We start from the raw sequence: 14,345 nt of genomic DNA, 5'->3' as shown, positions 1-14,345 counted from the left end.
GCCCGGTCAGAACACCGGCTTGCCGCCCGTGACGCCGAGCACCGTGCCGGAGACGTACGACGCCTCCGCGGGCGAGGCCAGGAAGACGAAGGCGGGTGCGACCTCGGCCGGCTGCCCGGCGCTGTCGAGCGGGGTGTCGGCGCCGAACCTCTCGACCTTCTCCGGCTCCTGGGTCGCAGGCTGCAGGGGCGTCCAGATCGGGCCCGGCGCGACGGCGTTCACCCGGATTCCGTCGGGACCGAGGGAGGCCGCGAGGTTGACCGTGAGGTTGTTGATCGCCGCCTTCGTGGCGGCGTAGTCGAGGAGGGCCGTGGACGGCTCGTACGCCTGGATCGAGGCGTTGTTGATGATGCAGCCCGGACGCTTGCGCAGGTGCGGGACGGCGGCGCGGACCAGCCACATCAGGGCGTAGAGGTTGGTCTTGAAGGTCCGGTCGATCCGGTCGTCGCTGAAGTCCTCGATCGCGTGGTCGCGGGCCATCTGGTAGCCGGCGTTGTTGACGAGGACGTCGAGACCGCCGAACTCGTCGACGGTGCGCTGCACCGCCTCGTCACACGCCTCCCGGCGGGTCAGGTCGAGCGCCATCGGTACGACGCGGCGCCCGGCCTCCTCGACGAGGGTGACCGTGGCGTCGGCGTCGGGCTGCTCCTCGGCGAGGTGGGTGAAGGCGATGTCGGCACCTTCCCGGGCGCAGGCGATCGCGACCGCGCGGCCGATGCCGGAGTCACCACCGGTCACGAGCACGACCTGGCCCTCGAGGCGACCGTTCCCGACGTACGACTGCTCGCCGTGGTCGGGCTCGGGGCGCATCTCGCCGGTCAGTCCCGGCGGCGTCTGCTGCTGGGCGGGGAACTGGATGTCGTCGGTCATGCCCGGGCGGTACCCGGGCCGATCCGCCGGATCCGGCCCGGGAGCCCCTAGGACGCCGGGGGCGTGCGGCGCGTCGTCAGGTCGTCGAGCAGGCTGTCGAGCAGCCGGCGCAGGCCGGGGTGGCTGACGTGCCCCTCGCGCGCGACCTGGATCAGCCGGTCGGCGACCTCGCGCACCTTGACGTTGCGGTTGCGCGACCACCACTTCAGCATCGCGAAGGCCGCGTCGGCGTCCAGCCCGTAGCCGAGCATCAGGATGCCCTTGGCCTGCTCGATCGTGTCGCGGGCCTTGGCGGAGGCGGCGACTGCCGCGTCGGCGGCGGCGCTGCTCTCCGCCACCATCTCCGGGGTCAGGTCGAGGTAGTAGCCGACGAGGCGGTCGGCGCCGCTGCCGATGGCCGTGCCGTCGTCGTACTCGCCCTCGCCGACGAGCACGACCCGCCGGATCTGGTCGCCGACGATGATCCGGTAGTAGATGTTGAAGGGCGCCCCGTCGACCACCGCGGCAGCCAGGGTCTCCTCGACGAGCTCGCGGTCCAGCTCGTGCTTGTGCTTCATGATCAGCTCGGTGGTCGGTTCGACCTCGCCGGGCCGGTAGCCGTGGATGGCGAAGACGTCGTCGTCCCACTCCCAGGTGCTCGTCGCGACGTGGAAGACGAACCTGCCCGTCTGGCGGTCCTGCCCCACCTCGGCGAGGGATCCGACCTGCTCCACGTGACCTCCGCTCGACGAATGCCCGCAGCACCCGGGGGCCCGTGTGCCGGCAGGCCTCCGGGGTACCACGGCGACCACGAACGTGACGCGGGCCCAGCCCCCCTTGCCTGCGGACCAATCATTCCGAACGTCACGCCGGGCCACAACACCGGCCCCACCCACTCATGAAGGAACGTGTGATGCGGCTCCCCGAACCGTGCGGCCCCCTCAGCGAGGGCGTCGTGCGCGCCCTGACCGCCGAGGCGACCGGCCCCCACCCCGTCCCCGAGCCGCGCGCCGTCGGCGACGTGGTCCTGCCCCTGGCCGACCGCGACCTCCAGCTCGCGCTGTGGATCCTCTACGAGCTCCACTACCGCGGGTACGACGGCGTCGACCCCGGCGCCGAGTGGGACCCGCTGCTCCTGGTCAGCCGCGCAGCGCTGGAGCGCGTCTTCGAGCGGGCCGTGAGGTCGCTCGCCGACGAGTCCGCTCCGGAGGACGGGCTGGGCCACGTGGGCGACCCGGCCGAGCGCGTCACCCGCGAGCTCACCCGGATGACGGTGAAGGAGGGACCGGGCGAGACCGTCCGCTTCCTCGAGCGCCGCGCCACCCGCGAGGAGTTCGTCTCCTACCTGCGCCGCCGCGCGGTCCACCACCTGCGCGAGTCCGACCCGCACAGCTTCCTGCTGCCGCGCCTCAGCGGCGCCGCGAAGGTCGGCCTCGCCGAGCTGCAGTACGACGAGTACGGCTCCGGACGCCCCGACCGGCTGCACCAGGAGCTGTTCGCCGCCGCGCTGCGCTCCCTCGACCTGTCGACCGACCTGGCGTCGTACGCCGAGGAGGCGGACGCCGCCACCCTCGCCTCGGTCAACGTGATGTCCCTCTTCGCGCTCAACCGCCGGCTGCGGGGTGCGGCCCTGGGCCACCTCGCCGCCTTCGAGGCGACCAGCTCGCTGCCCTGCGACCGGATCGCCCGGGGTGCCCGGCGCCTCGGCCTGCCCGACGAGGTGGCGGCGTACTACGAGGAGCACGTGGTGGCCGACGCCGTGCACGAACAGCTCGCGATCCGCACCATCTGCGGCGCCCTCGTCACCGACGAGCCCGAGCTGGCCGACGACGTGCTGATGGGGGCACGGGCCTGCCTGGCCCTCGACGGGATCGCGGGACAGGCGCAGCTCGACGCCTGGCTGGAGGCCAGGTCCGCGCCGCGCCAGTCCACCGGCCGGAGGGCCGGATGAGCGCGCGACGGGTCACCGTCACCGAGTGCCCGGGCGGGCCGCTGCTCATCCGCGGCGCCGACGAGGTGGTCGGCATCGACGGGACGACCGGCACGGTCGACCGGGCCGTCGTCGCGATGTGCCGGTGCGGCCGCTCCGAGCGGCTGCCCTGGTGCGACGACAGCCACCGCGCAAGGAAGCGCAGGAAGAAGAAGGAGCAGACGGACGAGTAGTCCGCGAGCCGGAGGAGGCGACGCATGAAGGCAGTGACGTGGCAGGGCAAGGGCACGATGACGGTCGAGCAGGTCCCGGACCCACGGATCAACCGCCCCGACGACGCCATCATCCGGGTGACGTCCTCGGGCCTGTGCGGGTCCGACCTGCACCTCTACGACCCGCTCGCCCCGTTCATGGAGGAGGGCGACATCGTCGGCCACGAGCCGATCGGCGTCGTCGAGGAGGTGGGCGCCGGGTTGACCTCGCTGCAGCCGGGCGACCGGGTCGTGGTCCCCTTCAACATCAGCTGCGGGACGTGCTGGATGTGCTCGCGCGGCCTGCACAGCCAGTGCGAGACCACCCAGAACGTGGAGCACGGCACGGGCGCGAGCCTGTTCGGCTACAGCAGGCTCTACGGCCAGGTGCCGGGCGCGCAGGCGGAGTACCTCCGCGTGCCCTTCGGCGACACCCTGCCGATCAAGGTCCCCGACGGTCCGCCGGACGACCGGTTCGTCTTCCTGTCCGACGTGCTGCCGACGGCCTGGCAGGCGGTCGAGTACGCCGGCCTCCAGCCCGACGACACGCTGCTCGTGCTCGGTGCCGGCCCGATCGGTGACATGTGCGCACGGATCGCGCTGCACCGCGGCCACCGGGTGATCGTGGTCGACCCGGTCCCGGAGCGCCGGGCGCGGGTGGCGGCGTACGGTGCCGAGGTGCTGGACCTCGCCGACGAGGTCCCGACGCTGGCGCAGGTCCGCGAGCTGACCCGCGGCCGCGGGGCGGACGCGGTCATCGACGCCGTGGGCATGGAGGCGCACGGCTCGCCGGTGGCGGAGTCGATGGCGAAGGTCGTCGGGATGCTCCCCGACCGGATGTCGCGGCCCCTCATGCGGTCGGCCGGCGTCGACCGGCTCGCCGCGCTCCACCTGGCCATCGACGCCGTCCGGCGCGGGGGGACGATCTCCGTCGTCGGCGTGTACGGCGGAGCGATGGACCCCATGCCGCTGATGGAGCTCTTCGACAAGCAGGTCCAGCTGCGCATGGGACAGGCCAACGTGCACCGCTGGAGCAGCGACATCCTCGAGCTGCTGATGGAGCCCGAGGACCACCTCGGCGTGGAGTCCTTCGCGACCCACCACCTCGCGCTCGACGACGCGCCGGCGGCGTACCGCGACTTCCGCGACAAGCGCGACGGCATGGTGAAGGTGCTGTTCAAGCCGTGACGACGACAGCCGTCGACGACCGCCCTCCGACCGGACGCGTCGAGCGTGTCAGGCGATCTCCGGTCGGTGGGCCGTCGTTCGGCCGGCGTGCGCGCCTAGGCTGCGCGCGTGGTGCCGAGCACGCTCCGGCGCAGATCCGTGAAGATCCGCTGCAGGAGGCGGGACACCTGCACCTGCGTGACCCCGAGCTCGTCGGCGATCTGCTGCTGCGTCATCTGCTCGTAGAAGCGCATCTGCAGGATCCAGCGGTCCCGCGGCTTGAGCTTGCGGCAGGCAGGACCGAGCAGGACGACGGCTTCGCTGTGGTCGAAGCCCGGCTCGACGGTGGGCAGCAGCTCGGCGAGGCTGCTGCCGGTCTCGGACACCGGCTCGTCGAGCGAGGACGCGTGCGCGAGGTCGCCGCAGGCCATGGCCTCCTCGACCTCGTCCACCGGGGCGTCGACGGCCTCGGCGAGCTCCTCGAGCGACGGCGGCCGACCCAGCTCCTGGGTGAGTTCGGCCTCCATGGCGGTGATCCGGGGCCGGATCTCCTGGACCCGGCGCGGGGGCCGCACCACCCAGCTCGCCGAGCGGAAGTGCCGCTTCAGCTCACCGAGGATGGTGGGGACGGCGAAGACCAGCAGGTCGTCGCCGAGCTCCGGGTCGAAGGACTGCACGGCCCGGGTCAGGGCGAGGCAGGCGACCTGCTCGAGCTCGTCCTGGCTCTGGCCCCGGTTGCGGTAGCGCGCGGCGAGCGTGCGGGCGACCGGGATGTTGATCACGATGACCTGCTCGAGGAGCGCCTCGCGCTCCGCGCCGCTGGTCTCGCGGGCCTGGGCGAGCAGCTCCGCGGTGCGGGCCTTCCGCTCGTCCGAAGGCAGTGCCGGCTCCGGATGGGCCGACGGGATGGTGGGTACCTCAACTTCAAGGGCGATGGACATGGACTACTCCCGATGGTCGGAAGCGGTGTGGCGGTGGGCTTGGCCACATGTCGCGCATCTGCAGCGCCGATACCCAACCTAGCGCGAATCCATACGTATGACCACCCGTATGAATCAGGATGAATAGTCCGAAAGGACTAGTTGCGAGAGGACGGCACCGGGCATAACACCACGGTCGGACCACGGTTGATCACTGTGTCCGGCACCGAGCCGGACGTCGACCGCACGGAGGATCCGATGGAGCAGATCGTGGTGGCGCTCAGCCCGTTCACGCGGCGCAGCCGCTCGCTCGGCGTCAGCCACCGCGACCACTACCTGTCCCGTGGCCTGGAGCCCGGCGAGCACGTCCTGGTCCACGACCCGCTGGCCGACGAGCACTTCCGAGCGGTCGTCGCCGACGTCGAGTTCGAGCTCGACGACACGACGTACCGGCTCGAGATCGGTGGCCGGATCACCGCCGACGAGGCGGACGAGTGGCTCTCCCCTCCGGCCGGCGACGGACACCTGACGACCGTCGAGATCGTCGCCCTCCTCGAGGAGCTGCGGCGCAGCGAGCGCGACGTCCACGCGGCCCTCGCCGACCTCCGCGCCCGCTGAGCGGGCCTGCGCGAGGGAACTCTCCCCCGTTCGGTCCCGGGCCACTGGCCCGTTCGGGCCATGCCGCAAAGACCTCCGGCCCTACCTGCCGGTATCGGTGGTTTTCCACTCAGGTTGGCCCCGAGAATCGTCACGTGACTGAGCAGACCCCGATCCGCGTATACCTCGTCGACGACCACGAAGTGGTGCGTCGCGGCGTCGCGAGCCTCCTCGAGACCGACGACACCATCGAGGTCGTCGGACAGTCGGGCAGCGCGACCGTCGCCCTGCGCGAGATCCTCGAGCTGCGGCCCGACGTCGCGATCCTCGACGCCCACCTCGCCGACGGCACCGGCGTCGACATCTGCCGCGAGATGCGGTCCGTCGACCCCGACATCAAGGGCCTCATCCTGACGACGTACGACGACCCGGACGCCATCTCGGCGGCGATCCTCGCGGGTGCCTCGGGCTACGTGCTCAAGCGCATCGAGGGGAACTCGCTGCTCAGCGGCATCAAGCTGGTCGCCGGCGGCCACTCGCTCATCGACCCGACCGTCGCGAGCCGCGTGGTCGAGCAGATGGAGATGCAGCGGCGCTCGCTCGACGTCATCTGCGAGCTCACCCCGCAGCAGCGCAAGATCTTCTTCCTCATCGCCGAGGGCATGACGAACCGGCAGATCGCCGAGGAGCTCTACCTCGCCGAGAAGACGATCAAGAACCACGTCACCGGGCTGCTCGCGCGGCTCGGGCTCCAGCACCGCACCCAGGCCGCCCTGCTCGCCGTACGGCTGCGCAGCGGCGAGGGCACCAGCGCTCCGCCCATGGCCGAGCGCCGCGTGGGCTGACGAGCTCCCTCCGGGAAGCTCCCTCCGGCCGGGCCGCACCGGGGACGTGGCCCGTACGACAGAAGACCCCCGCCAGGCTCACCTGGCGGGGGTCTTCGCGTTCCCTGGGAGGGTCTGTGGCCCTAGAGGCTGAACCGTCCGACCAGGTCCCGCAGCTGGCCGGCCATGCCGGTGAGCTCGGTGGCCGAGGTCAGCGTGTTCTCCGCCCCCTCGCGGGTGTCGGCGGCAGCCGTGGCGACCTGGGTCACGTCCTCAGCGATGCCGTTGGCACCGGCCGCCGCCTCGGTGACGGAGCGGGCGATCTCGTTGGTCGTCGCGGTCTGCTCCTCGACGGCCGAGGCGATCGTCGACTGGATGTCGTTGATCTTCGCGATCACGTCGGCGATGCGGCTGATCGCGGAGACGGCACCCTGGGTGTCGCTCTGGATGGCCTCGATCTTCTGGCCGATCTCCTCGGTCGCCTTGGCGGTCTCCTTGGCGAGCTCCTTGACCTCGTTGGCGACGACCGCGAAGCCCTTGCCGGCGTCACCGGCGCGGGCGGCCTCGATGGTCGCGTTGAGGGCGAGCAGGTTGGTCTGCTGCGCGATCGAGGTGATCACCTTGATGACCTGGCCGATCTCGGCGCTGGACTCGCCCAGCGACGCGACGGTGCCCTGCGCCTCGGAGGCGACGGTCACGGCGTCGGTGGCGACGGTGGCCGCCTCGGTGGCGTTCTTGGCGATCTCGCGGATCGACGCGGTCATCTCCTCCGCCGCCGTGGCGACGGTCTGGATGGACGCCGACACCTGCACCGACGCGCTCGACGCCGACGCCGCACGGTCGGACGTCATCGAGGCGCCCTCGCCCATGCCCTCGGCCAGCGACGTGAGCTGGCCGGCGGCGGCGGCGAGCGACTCCGCCGTACCGCCGATGTCGCCCATGCTGGTGCGCAGGGTGGTGAGCAGCGTGCGCAGGCCCTCGGCCACGCGGCCGACGGCGTCGTCGCCCTCGATGTCGAGCTCGCGGGTCAGGTCGCCGGCCGCCGCGGCCGAGACCACGTCGAGGATCTGCTCGACCTTGCCGGCGAGGACCGCGGCGGCCTCGCGCTCGGCGGTCTCGCGGTTGATCCGCGCGATCGCCTGGGACACCAGGCGGCCGATGTTGCGCAGTGCCTCGAGCCGCTGGGGGCTCGGCTGCAGGGTCTCGGTCGCGAAGAAGTCCATCGTCGCGACGACCTCGCCCTCGACGATGACCGGGAAGCAGACACCGGACTTCACGCCGACCTGCTGGGCCACGGGCGCCCGCACGCAGTCGGTCATCTCACCGATGTCGGGGGTGAAGTAGAGGTCGCGCTGCGCCCAGGCCCGGCCGGACAGGCCGACACCCTCGGCGAAGGACGCCTGGAGCGTGACCCGACGGAACTCGGGGCCGGCGTCGCCGGACTCGCGGTCGAACTTCAGCGTCCGGTCGGCCGGGTCGACCTTCCAGAACGAGCCGTAGGCCCAGCCGAACTCCGTGCGGACCGTGTCGAGGGCGCTCTGCACCGCCTGCTCGACGTCCGTCGCGGACCCGAGGGTGGCGAGGATCTTGTTGACGGCCGTGGTGTCCGCCTCCGCCTCGGCCCGCTCGCGCTCGGCACGGAGCCGGTCGGTGATGACCTCCCAAGTGGCCATCGCGCCGATGTACTCGCCCTTGGCGTCGGTGATCGCGCTGACGAGCAGGTCGAGCGTCTCGTCGCCGACCTTGATGTCGGCGCGACGGGGCAGGTGCTCGGCCGTCTCGAGGATCCCGCGCTGGTAGGCGGGGTTCTTGTGGAAGATGTCGAGGCTCGAGCCCACCACCTGGTCGGCGGTGACCGGCAGCGCGCCCTCGAGCCCGCGCAGGGTGTTGAGCGAGGCCGGGTTCATGTAGCGGATGACGAAGTCGCGGTCCGCGAACATCATGTTCGTGGGGCTGTTCTCCATCATCGAGGTCACCCGGGCGACCTCCTCCTCCATCCGCACCTTCTCGGTGATGACCTCCCAGGTGGCCATCGCGCCGACGTACTCGCCGGCGGCGTCGCGGATCGGCGAGACCAGGAGGTCGAGGACCTCGGGACCGACCTTGATGTTGGCGCGACGCGGCAGGTTGCCGGCGTCGGAGAGGATGCCGCGCTGGTAGCTCGGGGTCTTGTGGAAGATGTCGAGGCTGGACCCGACGATGTCGTCGGCCTTGACCGGCAGGTGCTCCTCCAGCTTGCGGAGGGTCTCGAGCGACGCCGGGTTCATGTAGCGGATGACGAACTCGCGGTCCGCGAACATCATGTTCGTCGGACTGTTCTCCATCATCGACAGGGCGAACGCCGAGGCGTCGGTGCCGCCGACCTGCTGGTCGGGGACGGGGATCGCGGTGCGGGCCTTGGTGGCGCGGGTCGACTTGGCGGGACCGGTGCCGTTCACCGGCACGTCCAGGGTCTCGGTCACGGGTTTCCTCCGGTGGTGTCGGGCGTGGTCGCAACGTCGACCGCGCGGTCTGCGTCGAGGACGAGCAGGATGGTGTCGGGCAGCGGGCGCACCCCGCGGACGACGTCCTGCACCTCCTTGGGCATGTTCGAGGGGGCCGGCTGGGCGTCCACGCCGGCGGTGTCGATCACGTCCCCGATGTCGTCGACGAGGAGGCTGACCACCTCGCCACGGCTGCGGACGATCACGTTCATGGGGACCTCACCGGCGGCACGCGCCGGCAGGCCGAGCCGGACCCGGAGGTCGACGGCGGTGACGATCTGGCCGCGCAGGTTGATCAGGCCGGTGACGGCCTCGTCCGCACGCGGGACGGGCGTCATCGGCTGCAGGCGCAGCACCTCCTGCACCTCGTCGACCGCGACGCCGAAGAAGAGGCCGGAGACCCAGAAGGTGCAGTACTGCTCGGCGGTCCGGGCGGTGGCGGTGATCGTCATGCGGGGACTCCTGACCGGGCGACGACGGCCTCCAGGTCGACCAGGTCGGTGACCCGGTCCTGCACGACGGCGCTGCCCGTGACGCCCGTACGGCGTCCGACCTCGCTCGCGCTGACCGCGACCTCGACCACGTCGAGCACCCGGTCGATGACGATGCCGACCGCTCCCCCGGCGCCGTTGCCGCCGCCGGTCTCGTGCACGACGACGCTCACCTGGTCGCTGCGGTCGCTCGTGTCGGGCAGGCCGATCGCCGTCGCGAGCCGCACCAGCGGGAGGATCCCGTCGCGGTACTGCACCACCTCGGCCGTCCCGCTCCGCTCGATCCGCTCCCGCTCGAACTCCTCGAGCCGAGCGACCGCCGCGAGCGGGAGGGCTGCGCGGCGGCCGTCGGCGACCTCGAGCACCAGCAGTGCGGTGCGGTCGTCGGCGACGCCGGTGCGGAGGTCGACCGCCTCCGCCTGCGTCGCTCCGACGCCGGACGTGGCGGCGATGCCGGCCACGTCCAGGATGAGGGCGACACGGCCGTCGCCCATGATGGTGGCGCCTGCGTACATCGCCAGCCCCTTGAGCTGGCGGCCGATCGGCTTGACGACGATCTCCTGGGTGTCGTGGACCGTCGAGACGCACAGGCCGAAGCGCACGTCGTCGGACTGGAGCACGACCACGGTGATCGCCTCGCCGCTGGGCGCGGGCTCGCCGCTCAGCACGCCGGCGAGCGACACGAGCGGCAGCAGCTTGCCGCGCAGCCGCAGCACCGGGGCGCCGGCGAGGTCCTCGACGTCGCGCTGCAGGTCGTCGCCCTCGATCCGGACCAGCTCGACCAGGTTGGCCTGCGGGATGGCGTAGCGCTCGCTGCCCTCGCCGACGACGAGCGCCGGGATGATGGCCAGCGTGAGCGGGATCCGGACCCGCGTCGTCGTACCCCTGCCGGGCTCGGAGCTGACGTCGACGCTGCCGCCGATCCGCTCGATGTTCGTCCGTACGACGTCCATCCCGACGCCGCGGCCGGAGATGTTGGAGACCGCGGCCGCCGTGGAGAAGCCGGGGCGGAAGATCAGGCCGAGCACCTCGCGGCCGTCCATCCGGGAGAGCTGGTCACGGGTGACGACGCCACGCTCCAGCGCGACGGCCGCGATCCGCTCGGGGTCGATGCCCTTGCCGTCGTCGGCGATCTCGACGACCACCTGGCCGGACTCGTGGTAGGCCCGCAGGCTCAGCGTGCCCTTGGTGGGCTTGCCGGCCGCGGCGCGTACGTCGGGCGGCTCGATGCCGTGGTCGAGGGAGTTGCGCACCAGGTGCGTCAGCGGGTCCTTGACGGCCTCGAGGAGGCTGCGGTCGAGCTCGGTCTCGTGACCCTCCATCACCAGCTCGACCTCGCGGCCCAGCTGGTGGGACAGGTCGCGGACGACGCGCGGCATCTTCGACCAGACCTGGCCGATCGGCTGCATGCGGGTCTTCATCACCGACTCCTGCAGCTCGCTCGCCACCAGGTCGAGCCGCTGGCTCGCGCGCACCAGCTCGAGGTCGTCGGAGGCGAGGCTGCGCTGGATCAGCTGGTTGCGGGTCAGCACCAGCTCGCCGACCAGGTCGACCAGGTCGTCGAGGAGGTCGACGTCGACGCGGACCGACGACTCCACGCGGGTCCGGCGCTCGACGCCGTCCCACGGCTCGGCGGGGTCGGACGCGCGGCGCTCGACGCCGTCCCACTCGGGCTCGGCGGGGGCCGCGGCTTCGGGCTCCGGAGTCGGCTCGGGGGCGGGCTCCGGGGTCGGCTGCGGGGTCGGCTCGAGGGCGAGCTCGGGCTCGGGCTCGGGGGCCGGCGGTGCCGCGAAGGAGTCCGCCGGGGACACGACCGGCTCCTCCGCGGCTCCGCCGGCCTCGGACGCCACGAGCGTCCCGGTGCTGGGCTCGGGCTCGCGCCCGGCCAGCAGGTCTTCGATGACGGCGACGACCGGCGCGACGTCGACCGCGGGGTCGGTGTCGCTGCTGGTCCGCTCGATCACGTCGAGCAGCGCGCGGACGGTGTCGACCATGGACAGCAGCGCCTCGGCGATCACCGGGGTCATCACCGCCTCACCGTCGCGAAGGCGCGACAGGAGGGTCTCGCCGACGTGCGTCAGCTGCTCGAGACGATTGAAGGCGAGGAAGCCACTGGTGCCCTTGATCGTGTGGATCGTGCGGAAGATGCTCGACAGCCGCTCCCGTGAGTCCGGCTGCTGCTCCAGCTCGACCAGGTCACGGTCGAGCTGGTCGAGGTTCTCGTGGGACTCCACGAGGAACTCCGCGATGATCTCTGCGTCGTCGTCCATTGGCCCTCCCTTCCGCGCTGTCCATCGGCGCGGGCCGCAGGCGGATGAGGGGCGATCGTGGAGTCGGGACCGGGGTCCCGGGTGGTGGATCCGTTCGGGGACGTCGGGACGCGGGGCCTGGTGGTGGATGGGTTGCCATGGGCCCCGGAGATGACGAACCGACCACGCCTCTGCGTCGTCGACGACGGAGGTGATCCGGCGAGTCCTCGCGGCCGCGGCCGGGAGGAAGTCCGGCTGAGTCTGTCCCGGACGCGCCGGTGGCCCCGCCGGTGGGGCGGGGTGTGGGGCTTGGTGGTCAGTAGCCGTCGAGTGGGCGGGTGCCGGCGGGGCCGACGTGGAAGTGGTGGCCGTGGGGGCTGGTCCACAAGTAGTGCCCTGGGACGACGACGAGATAGCGCCAGGTCGAGTGGGTCTTCGCACGATGATGGCGCCTGCAAAGCGGGACCAGGTTGCACGGGCAGGTCTTGCCGCCCGCGGCATGGGGCTTGGCGTGGTCGAGGTCGCAGCGAACTGCCTGTTGGGGGCAGTTGGGGAACCGGCAGGTGTGATCTCGCAGCGCCACGCGGTGTCGGTGGCGGTCGGGGATCTCGTAGGAGTCGACCGGGATGCAGTCGGCCAGGTTGATGACCGGTCGGACGATGACGGTGGTGCCCGGGACCTGCAGCCATTCCCGGATCTGTGCGGTGGTGACCGGGCAGCGGCCCTCGTCCCAGCGACCGACGGTGTTGGTGGTCGAGGAGGTCGCGCAGCGACCGTCACGAGACCCCTGTGCCTGTGCTGTCAGGGCGGTGTCGGTGATGTGGACGTTCAGCTCCACCCGACGTCCGGGGGCTTGGGCGATGACCTCGCCAGTCGTCTCGTCGGCGATCAGCAGGTCGAGGGCGAGGTCGCGGCGGGCGATCGCACCCACAGCCTTCGCACGACGCACGTCCAACGAGTCGGTGTCGCCGAGCTGGCCCCGTAGGTGCGCCTCGCGGGCGACGGCTTGGTTGAGGTCGTGGCCGTCGGCGGCGTCGAGGTAGGCGTCGAGGTGCACGCCGCCGTGCGCGTCGACCTCGTCCATGTGGACGTCACAGTGGCGGCGGTCGTTCGCGGCCTGGCGTTCGGCCTCGGCGCGTTCGGGGTCGAACCGCAGGATCGCCTCGGTGACGAGGCGTTCGAGCTGTGCCCAGCCGACGCCGCCGACGGCGGCGTTGAGGTGCCGGTCCACGAATGCTGCTGCTTCTGCCGGCAGCGACCTGGTCAGGTCGGCGATGCGTTGGGCTCGCCACGGCGTGACCCGGGCGTCCACCATGGCGGCGTAGAGAAGCGGGAGGCGCCAGGCGCACTCGATGACCTGGCCCACGTACGACCGGCCACCGTCCGGTGAGCGGCCGAGCACCGCGATGAGCTCCATCAGCTGGAACTCCGACACGAGCGGGGCGCCGGGGCCGGCGATCGGGACACCGGTGTCGAGGTAGCCCTCCGTCAGGGTCGCGGCACCTTCGGGACTTTCGACGATGTTGGCCTCGGCCCACGACGTGATGGCCTGCCATTCGCGGACGATGAGGGCGTCGCGGAGGTCGACACCGTCACGGATCTCGGACAGCAGCGAGGCTGTCGAGACGGTGCTGGTGTCGAGGTCCATGACTGGATTCTTGCATCGACCTCCGACACAACGAAGCGACGGAAACCCGCCTGTGGACAGGGGAAACTCCATCCGGCGCATGTGAAGAGCTAGTGGTGCGACGAGTGATCACGAGCTGCCGGACCGCACCCGACCGCCGGAACCCAGCCCCGACCCAGCCTCCTCGTCGCTGCGCTTGAAGACCCGATCACCTACCCAACCGAAGGGCACAGCGGGTGCACCGGAGCCAGAGGTCTCGTGACGGTCGCTGCGCGACCTCCTCGACCAGCGGGGGTGGCTACTGGCGGGAGCGGAGCGCCTCGGTGAGGGAGGCGACGGCGTCGGCGGGGGGCGAGGCCGCCTCGGCGTTGGCGTCGGCGAGCTCGGCGAGGAGCTCGGCGCGGTGGACGGCGACCGAGCGGGGCGCGTCGATGCCGATCCGGACGACGTCGCCGCGGACCTCGAGCACGGTGACGGTCACGGCGTCGGGCGTGCCCTCACCGATGACGACGCTTTCGCCGACGCGACGGGAGAGAACCAGCACGGATAGAGGCTATCGGGTCAGGCGACGAGCGGGGCGGCAAGCGGCAGGTCCGCGTCCTCGAGGATCACCTGGCTGGCGCGGCGGGTGGCCGGGTTGACCACGAGCGGGGCGCGCAGGTTGACCGTCGTGTCGGCGAGCGAGGCGCCGGCCCGGACGACGAGGAGGACCAGGACGTCGCTCGCGTCCTCCGGTGCGATGCCGAGCTCGGTCACGACCTCGTCGCCGATCTCGGGCGTGTAGTCGGGGAAGAACGGCGCCGGCGGTACGACGACGAACTGCAGGTCGTCGCTGTCCAGGGATCGGAAGCCGTGCAGCACGCCGTCGTCGTCCAGGCGCACCAGCGCGAAGCGGGCGTCGTCGGGGAAGCCGGGCATGGGGTGCGCGAGCTCGATGACGGGGATGTCCATGCGGGT

14 protein-coding genes are annotated in these 14,345 nt (G+C 71.7%); 5 read left to right on the top strand and 9 right to left on the bottom strand.

Features of this window, described 5'->3' with window-relative positions:
• Window positions 1-6: 6 nt before the first annotated feature.
• Window positions 7-870, bottom strand: a complete 864-nt coding sequence (locus BJ993_RS15145; RefSeq protein WP_179649664.1) for an SDR family oxidoreductase — start codon at window positions 868-870, stop codon at window positions 7-9.
• Between the two features lie 47 nt (window positions 871-917).
• Window positions 918-1,583 carry a PAS and ANTAR domain-containing protein gene (locus tag BJ993_RS26605; protein ID WP_179649662.1) on the bottom strand — a complete coding sequence of 222 codons (666 nt, stop codon included), beginning with the start codon at window positions 1,581-1,583 and terminating at the stop codon, window positions 918-920.
• Between the two features lie 179 nt (window positions 1,584-1,762).
• Here BJ993_RS26605 and BJ993_RS15135 point away from each other — a divergent pair, with 179 nt between their 5' ends.
• From BJ993_RS15135 to BJ993_RS15125, 3 genes are read left to right on the top strand one after another with little or no spacing between them, the layout of a single operon-like run.
• A complete protein-coding gene (locus BJ993_RS15135) occupies window positions 1,763-2,800 on the top strand; it encodes an iron-containing redox enzyme family protein (RefSeq protein WP_179649660.1) in 1,038 nt (345 codons plus the stop codon).
• Window positions 2,797-3,012 carry a CDGSH iron-sulfur domain-containing protein gene (locus tag BJ993_RS15130; protein ID WP_036547460.1) on the top strand — a complete coding sequence of 72 codons (216 nt, stop codon included), beginning with the start codon at window positions 2,797-2,799 and terminating at the stop codon, window positions 3,010-3,012. The genes BJ993_RS15135 and BJ993_RS15130 overlap by 4 nt, the downstream gene beginning before the upstream one ends.
• A 24-nt stretch (window positions 3,013-3,036) precedes the next feature.
• Window positions 3,037-4,218: a zinc-dependent alcohol dehydrogenase gene (locus BJ993_RS15125; protein ID WP_179649658.1), complete on the top strand. Its 1,182-nt coding sequence runs from the start codon at window positions 3,037-3,039 to the stop codon at window positions 4,216-4,218.
• A 95-nt stretch (window positions 4,219-4,313) separates the two neighbouring features.
• Here BJ993_RS15125 and BJ993_RS15120 read toward each other — a convergent pair whose 3' ends face one another.
• Window positions 4,314-5,138, bottom strand: a complete 825-nt coding sequence (locus BJ993_RS15120; protein ID WP_051932424.1) for a sigma-70 family RNA polymerase sigma factor — start codon at window positions 5,136-5,138, stop codon at window positions 4,314-4,316.
• A gap of 237 nt (window positions 5,139-5,375) precedes the next feature.
• On the opposite strand from BJ993_RS15120, the gene BJ993_RS15115 reads away from it, so the two are divergent.
• Together BJ993_RS15115 and BJ993_RS15110 are read left to right on the top strand one after the other, a co-directional pair.
• Complete coding sequence (locus tag BJ993_RS15115; RefSeq protein WP_179649656.1) at window positions 5,376-5,735, top strand: hypothetical protein; 360 nt, start codon at window positions 5,376-5,378, stop codon at window positions 5,733-5,735.
• A 134-nt stretch (window positions 5,736-5,869) separates the two neighbouring features.
• Window positions 5,870-6,559: a response regulator gene (locus tag BJ993_RS15110; RefSeq protein ID WP_308645583.1), complete on the top strand. Its 690-nt coding sequence runs from the start codon at window positions 5,870-5,872 to the stop codon at window positions 6,557-6,559.
• Window positions 6,560-6,681: 122 nt separating this feature from the next.
• Here BJ993_RS15110 and BJ993_RS15105 read toward each other — a convergent pair whose 3' ends face one another.
• From BJ993_RS15105 to fliW, 6 genes are all read right to left on the bottom strand, one after another.
• Window positions 6,682-9,000, bottom strand: a complete 2,319-nt coding sequence (locus BJ993_RS15105) for a methyl-accepting chemotaxis protein (RefSeq protein WP_308645582.1) — start codon at window positions 8,998-9,000, stop codon at window positions 6,682-6,684.
• Entirely contained in the window at window positions 8,997-9,473 is a 477-nt protein-coding gene (locus BJ993_RS15100; protein ID WP_036547451.1) for a chemotaxis protein CheW, read from the bottom strand. The genes BJ993_RS15105 and BJ993_RS15100 overlap by 4 nt, the downstream gene beginning before the upstream one ends.
• Window positions 9,470-11,782: a chemotaxis protein CheA gene (locus tag BJ993_RS15095; RefSeq protein WP_179649654.1), complete on the bottom strand. Its 2,313-nt coding sequence runs from the start codon at window positions 11,780-11,782 to the stop codon at window positions 9,470-9,472. Before BJ993_RS15095 ends, BJ993_RS15100 begins: the two co-directional genes overlap by 4 nt.
• A gap of 295 nt (window positions 11,783-12,077) precedes the next feature.
• Window positions 12,078-13,409 carry an HNH endonuclease signature motif containing protein gene (locus tag BJ993_RS15090; protein WP_179649652.1) on the bottom strand — a complete coding sequence of 444 codons (1,332 nt, stop codon included), beginning with the start codon at window positions 13,407-13,409 and terminating at the stop codon, window positions 12,078-12,080.
• A gap of 277 nt (window positions 13,410-13,686) precedes the next feature.
• Entirely contained in the window at window positions 13,687-13,932 is a 246-nt protein-coding gene (csrA, locus tag BJ993_RS15085) for a carbon storage regulator CsrA (protein ID WP_036547445.1), read from the bottom strand.
• Between the two features lie 17 nt (window positions 13,933-13,949).
• On the bottom strand, window positions 13,950-14,339 hold the full coding sequence (fliW, locus tag BJ993_RS15080) for a flagellar assembly protein FliW (RefSeq protein ID WP_242530514.1): 390 nt from the start codon (window positions 14,337-14,339) through the stop codon (window positions 13,950-13,952).
• Between the last annotated feature and the right edge of the window lie 6 nt (window positions 14,340-14,345).

This window comes from Nocardioides aromaticivorans (genome assembly GCF_013408525.1).
Classification (GTDB): domain Bacteria; phylum Actinomycetota; class Actinomycetes; order Propionibacteriales; family Nocardioidaceae; genus Nocardioides; species Nocardioides aromaticivorans.
This window is presented reverse-complemented; position numbering and strand designations above follow the sequence as displayed.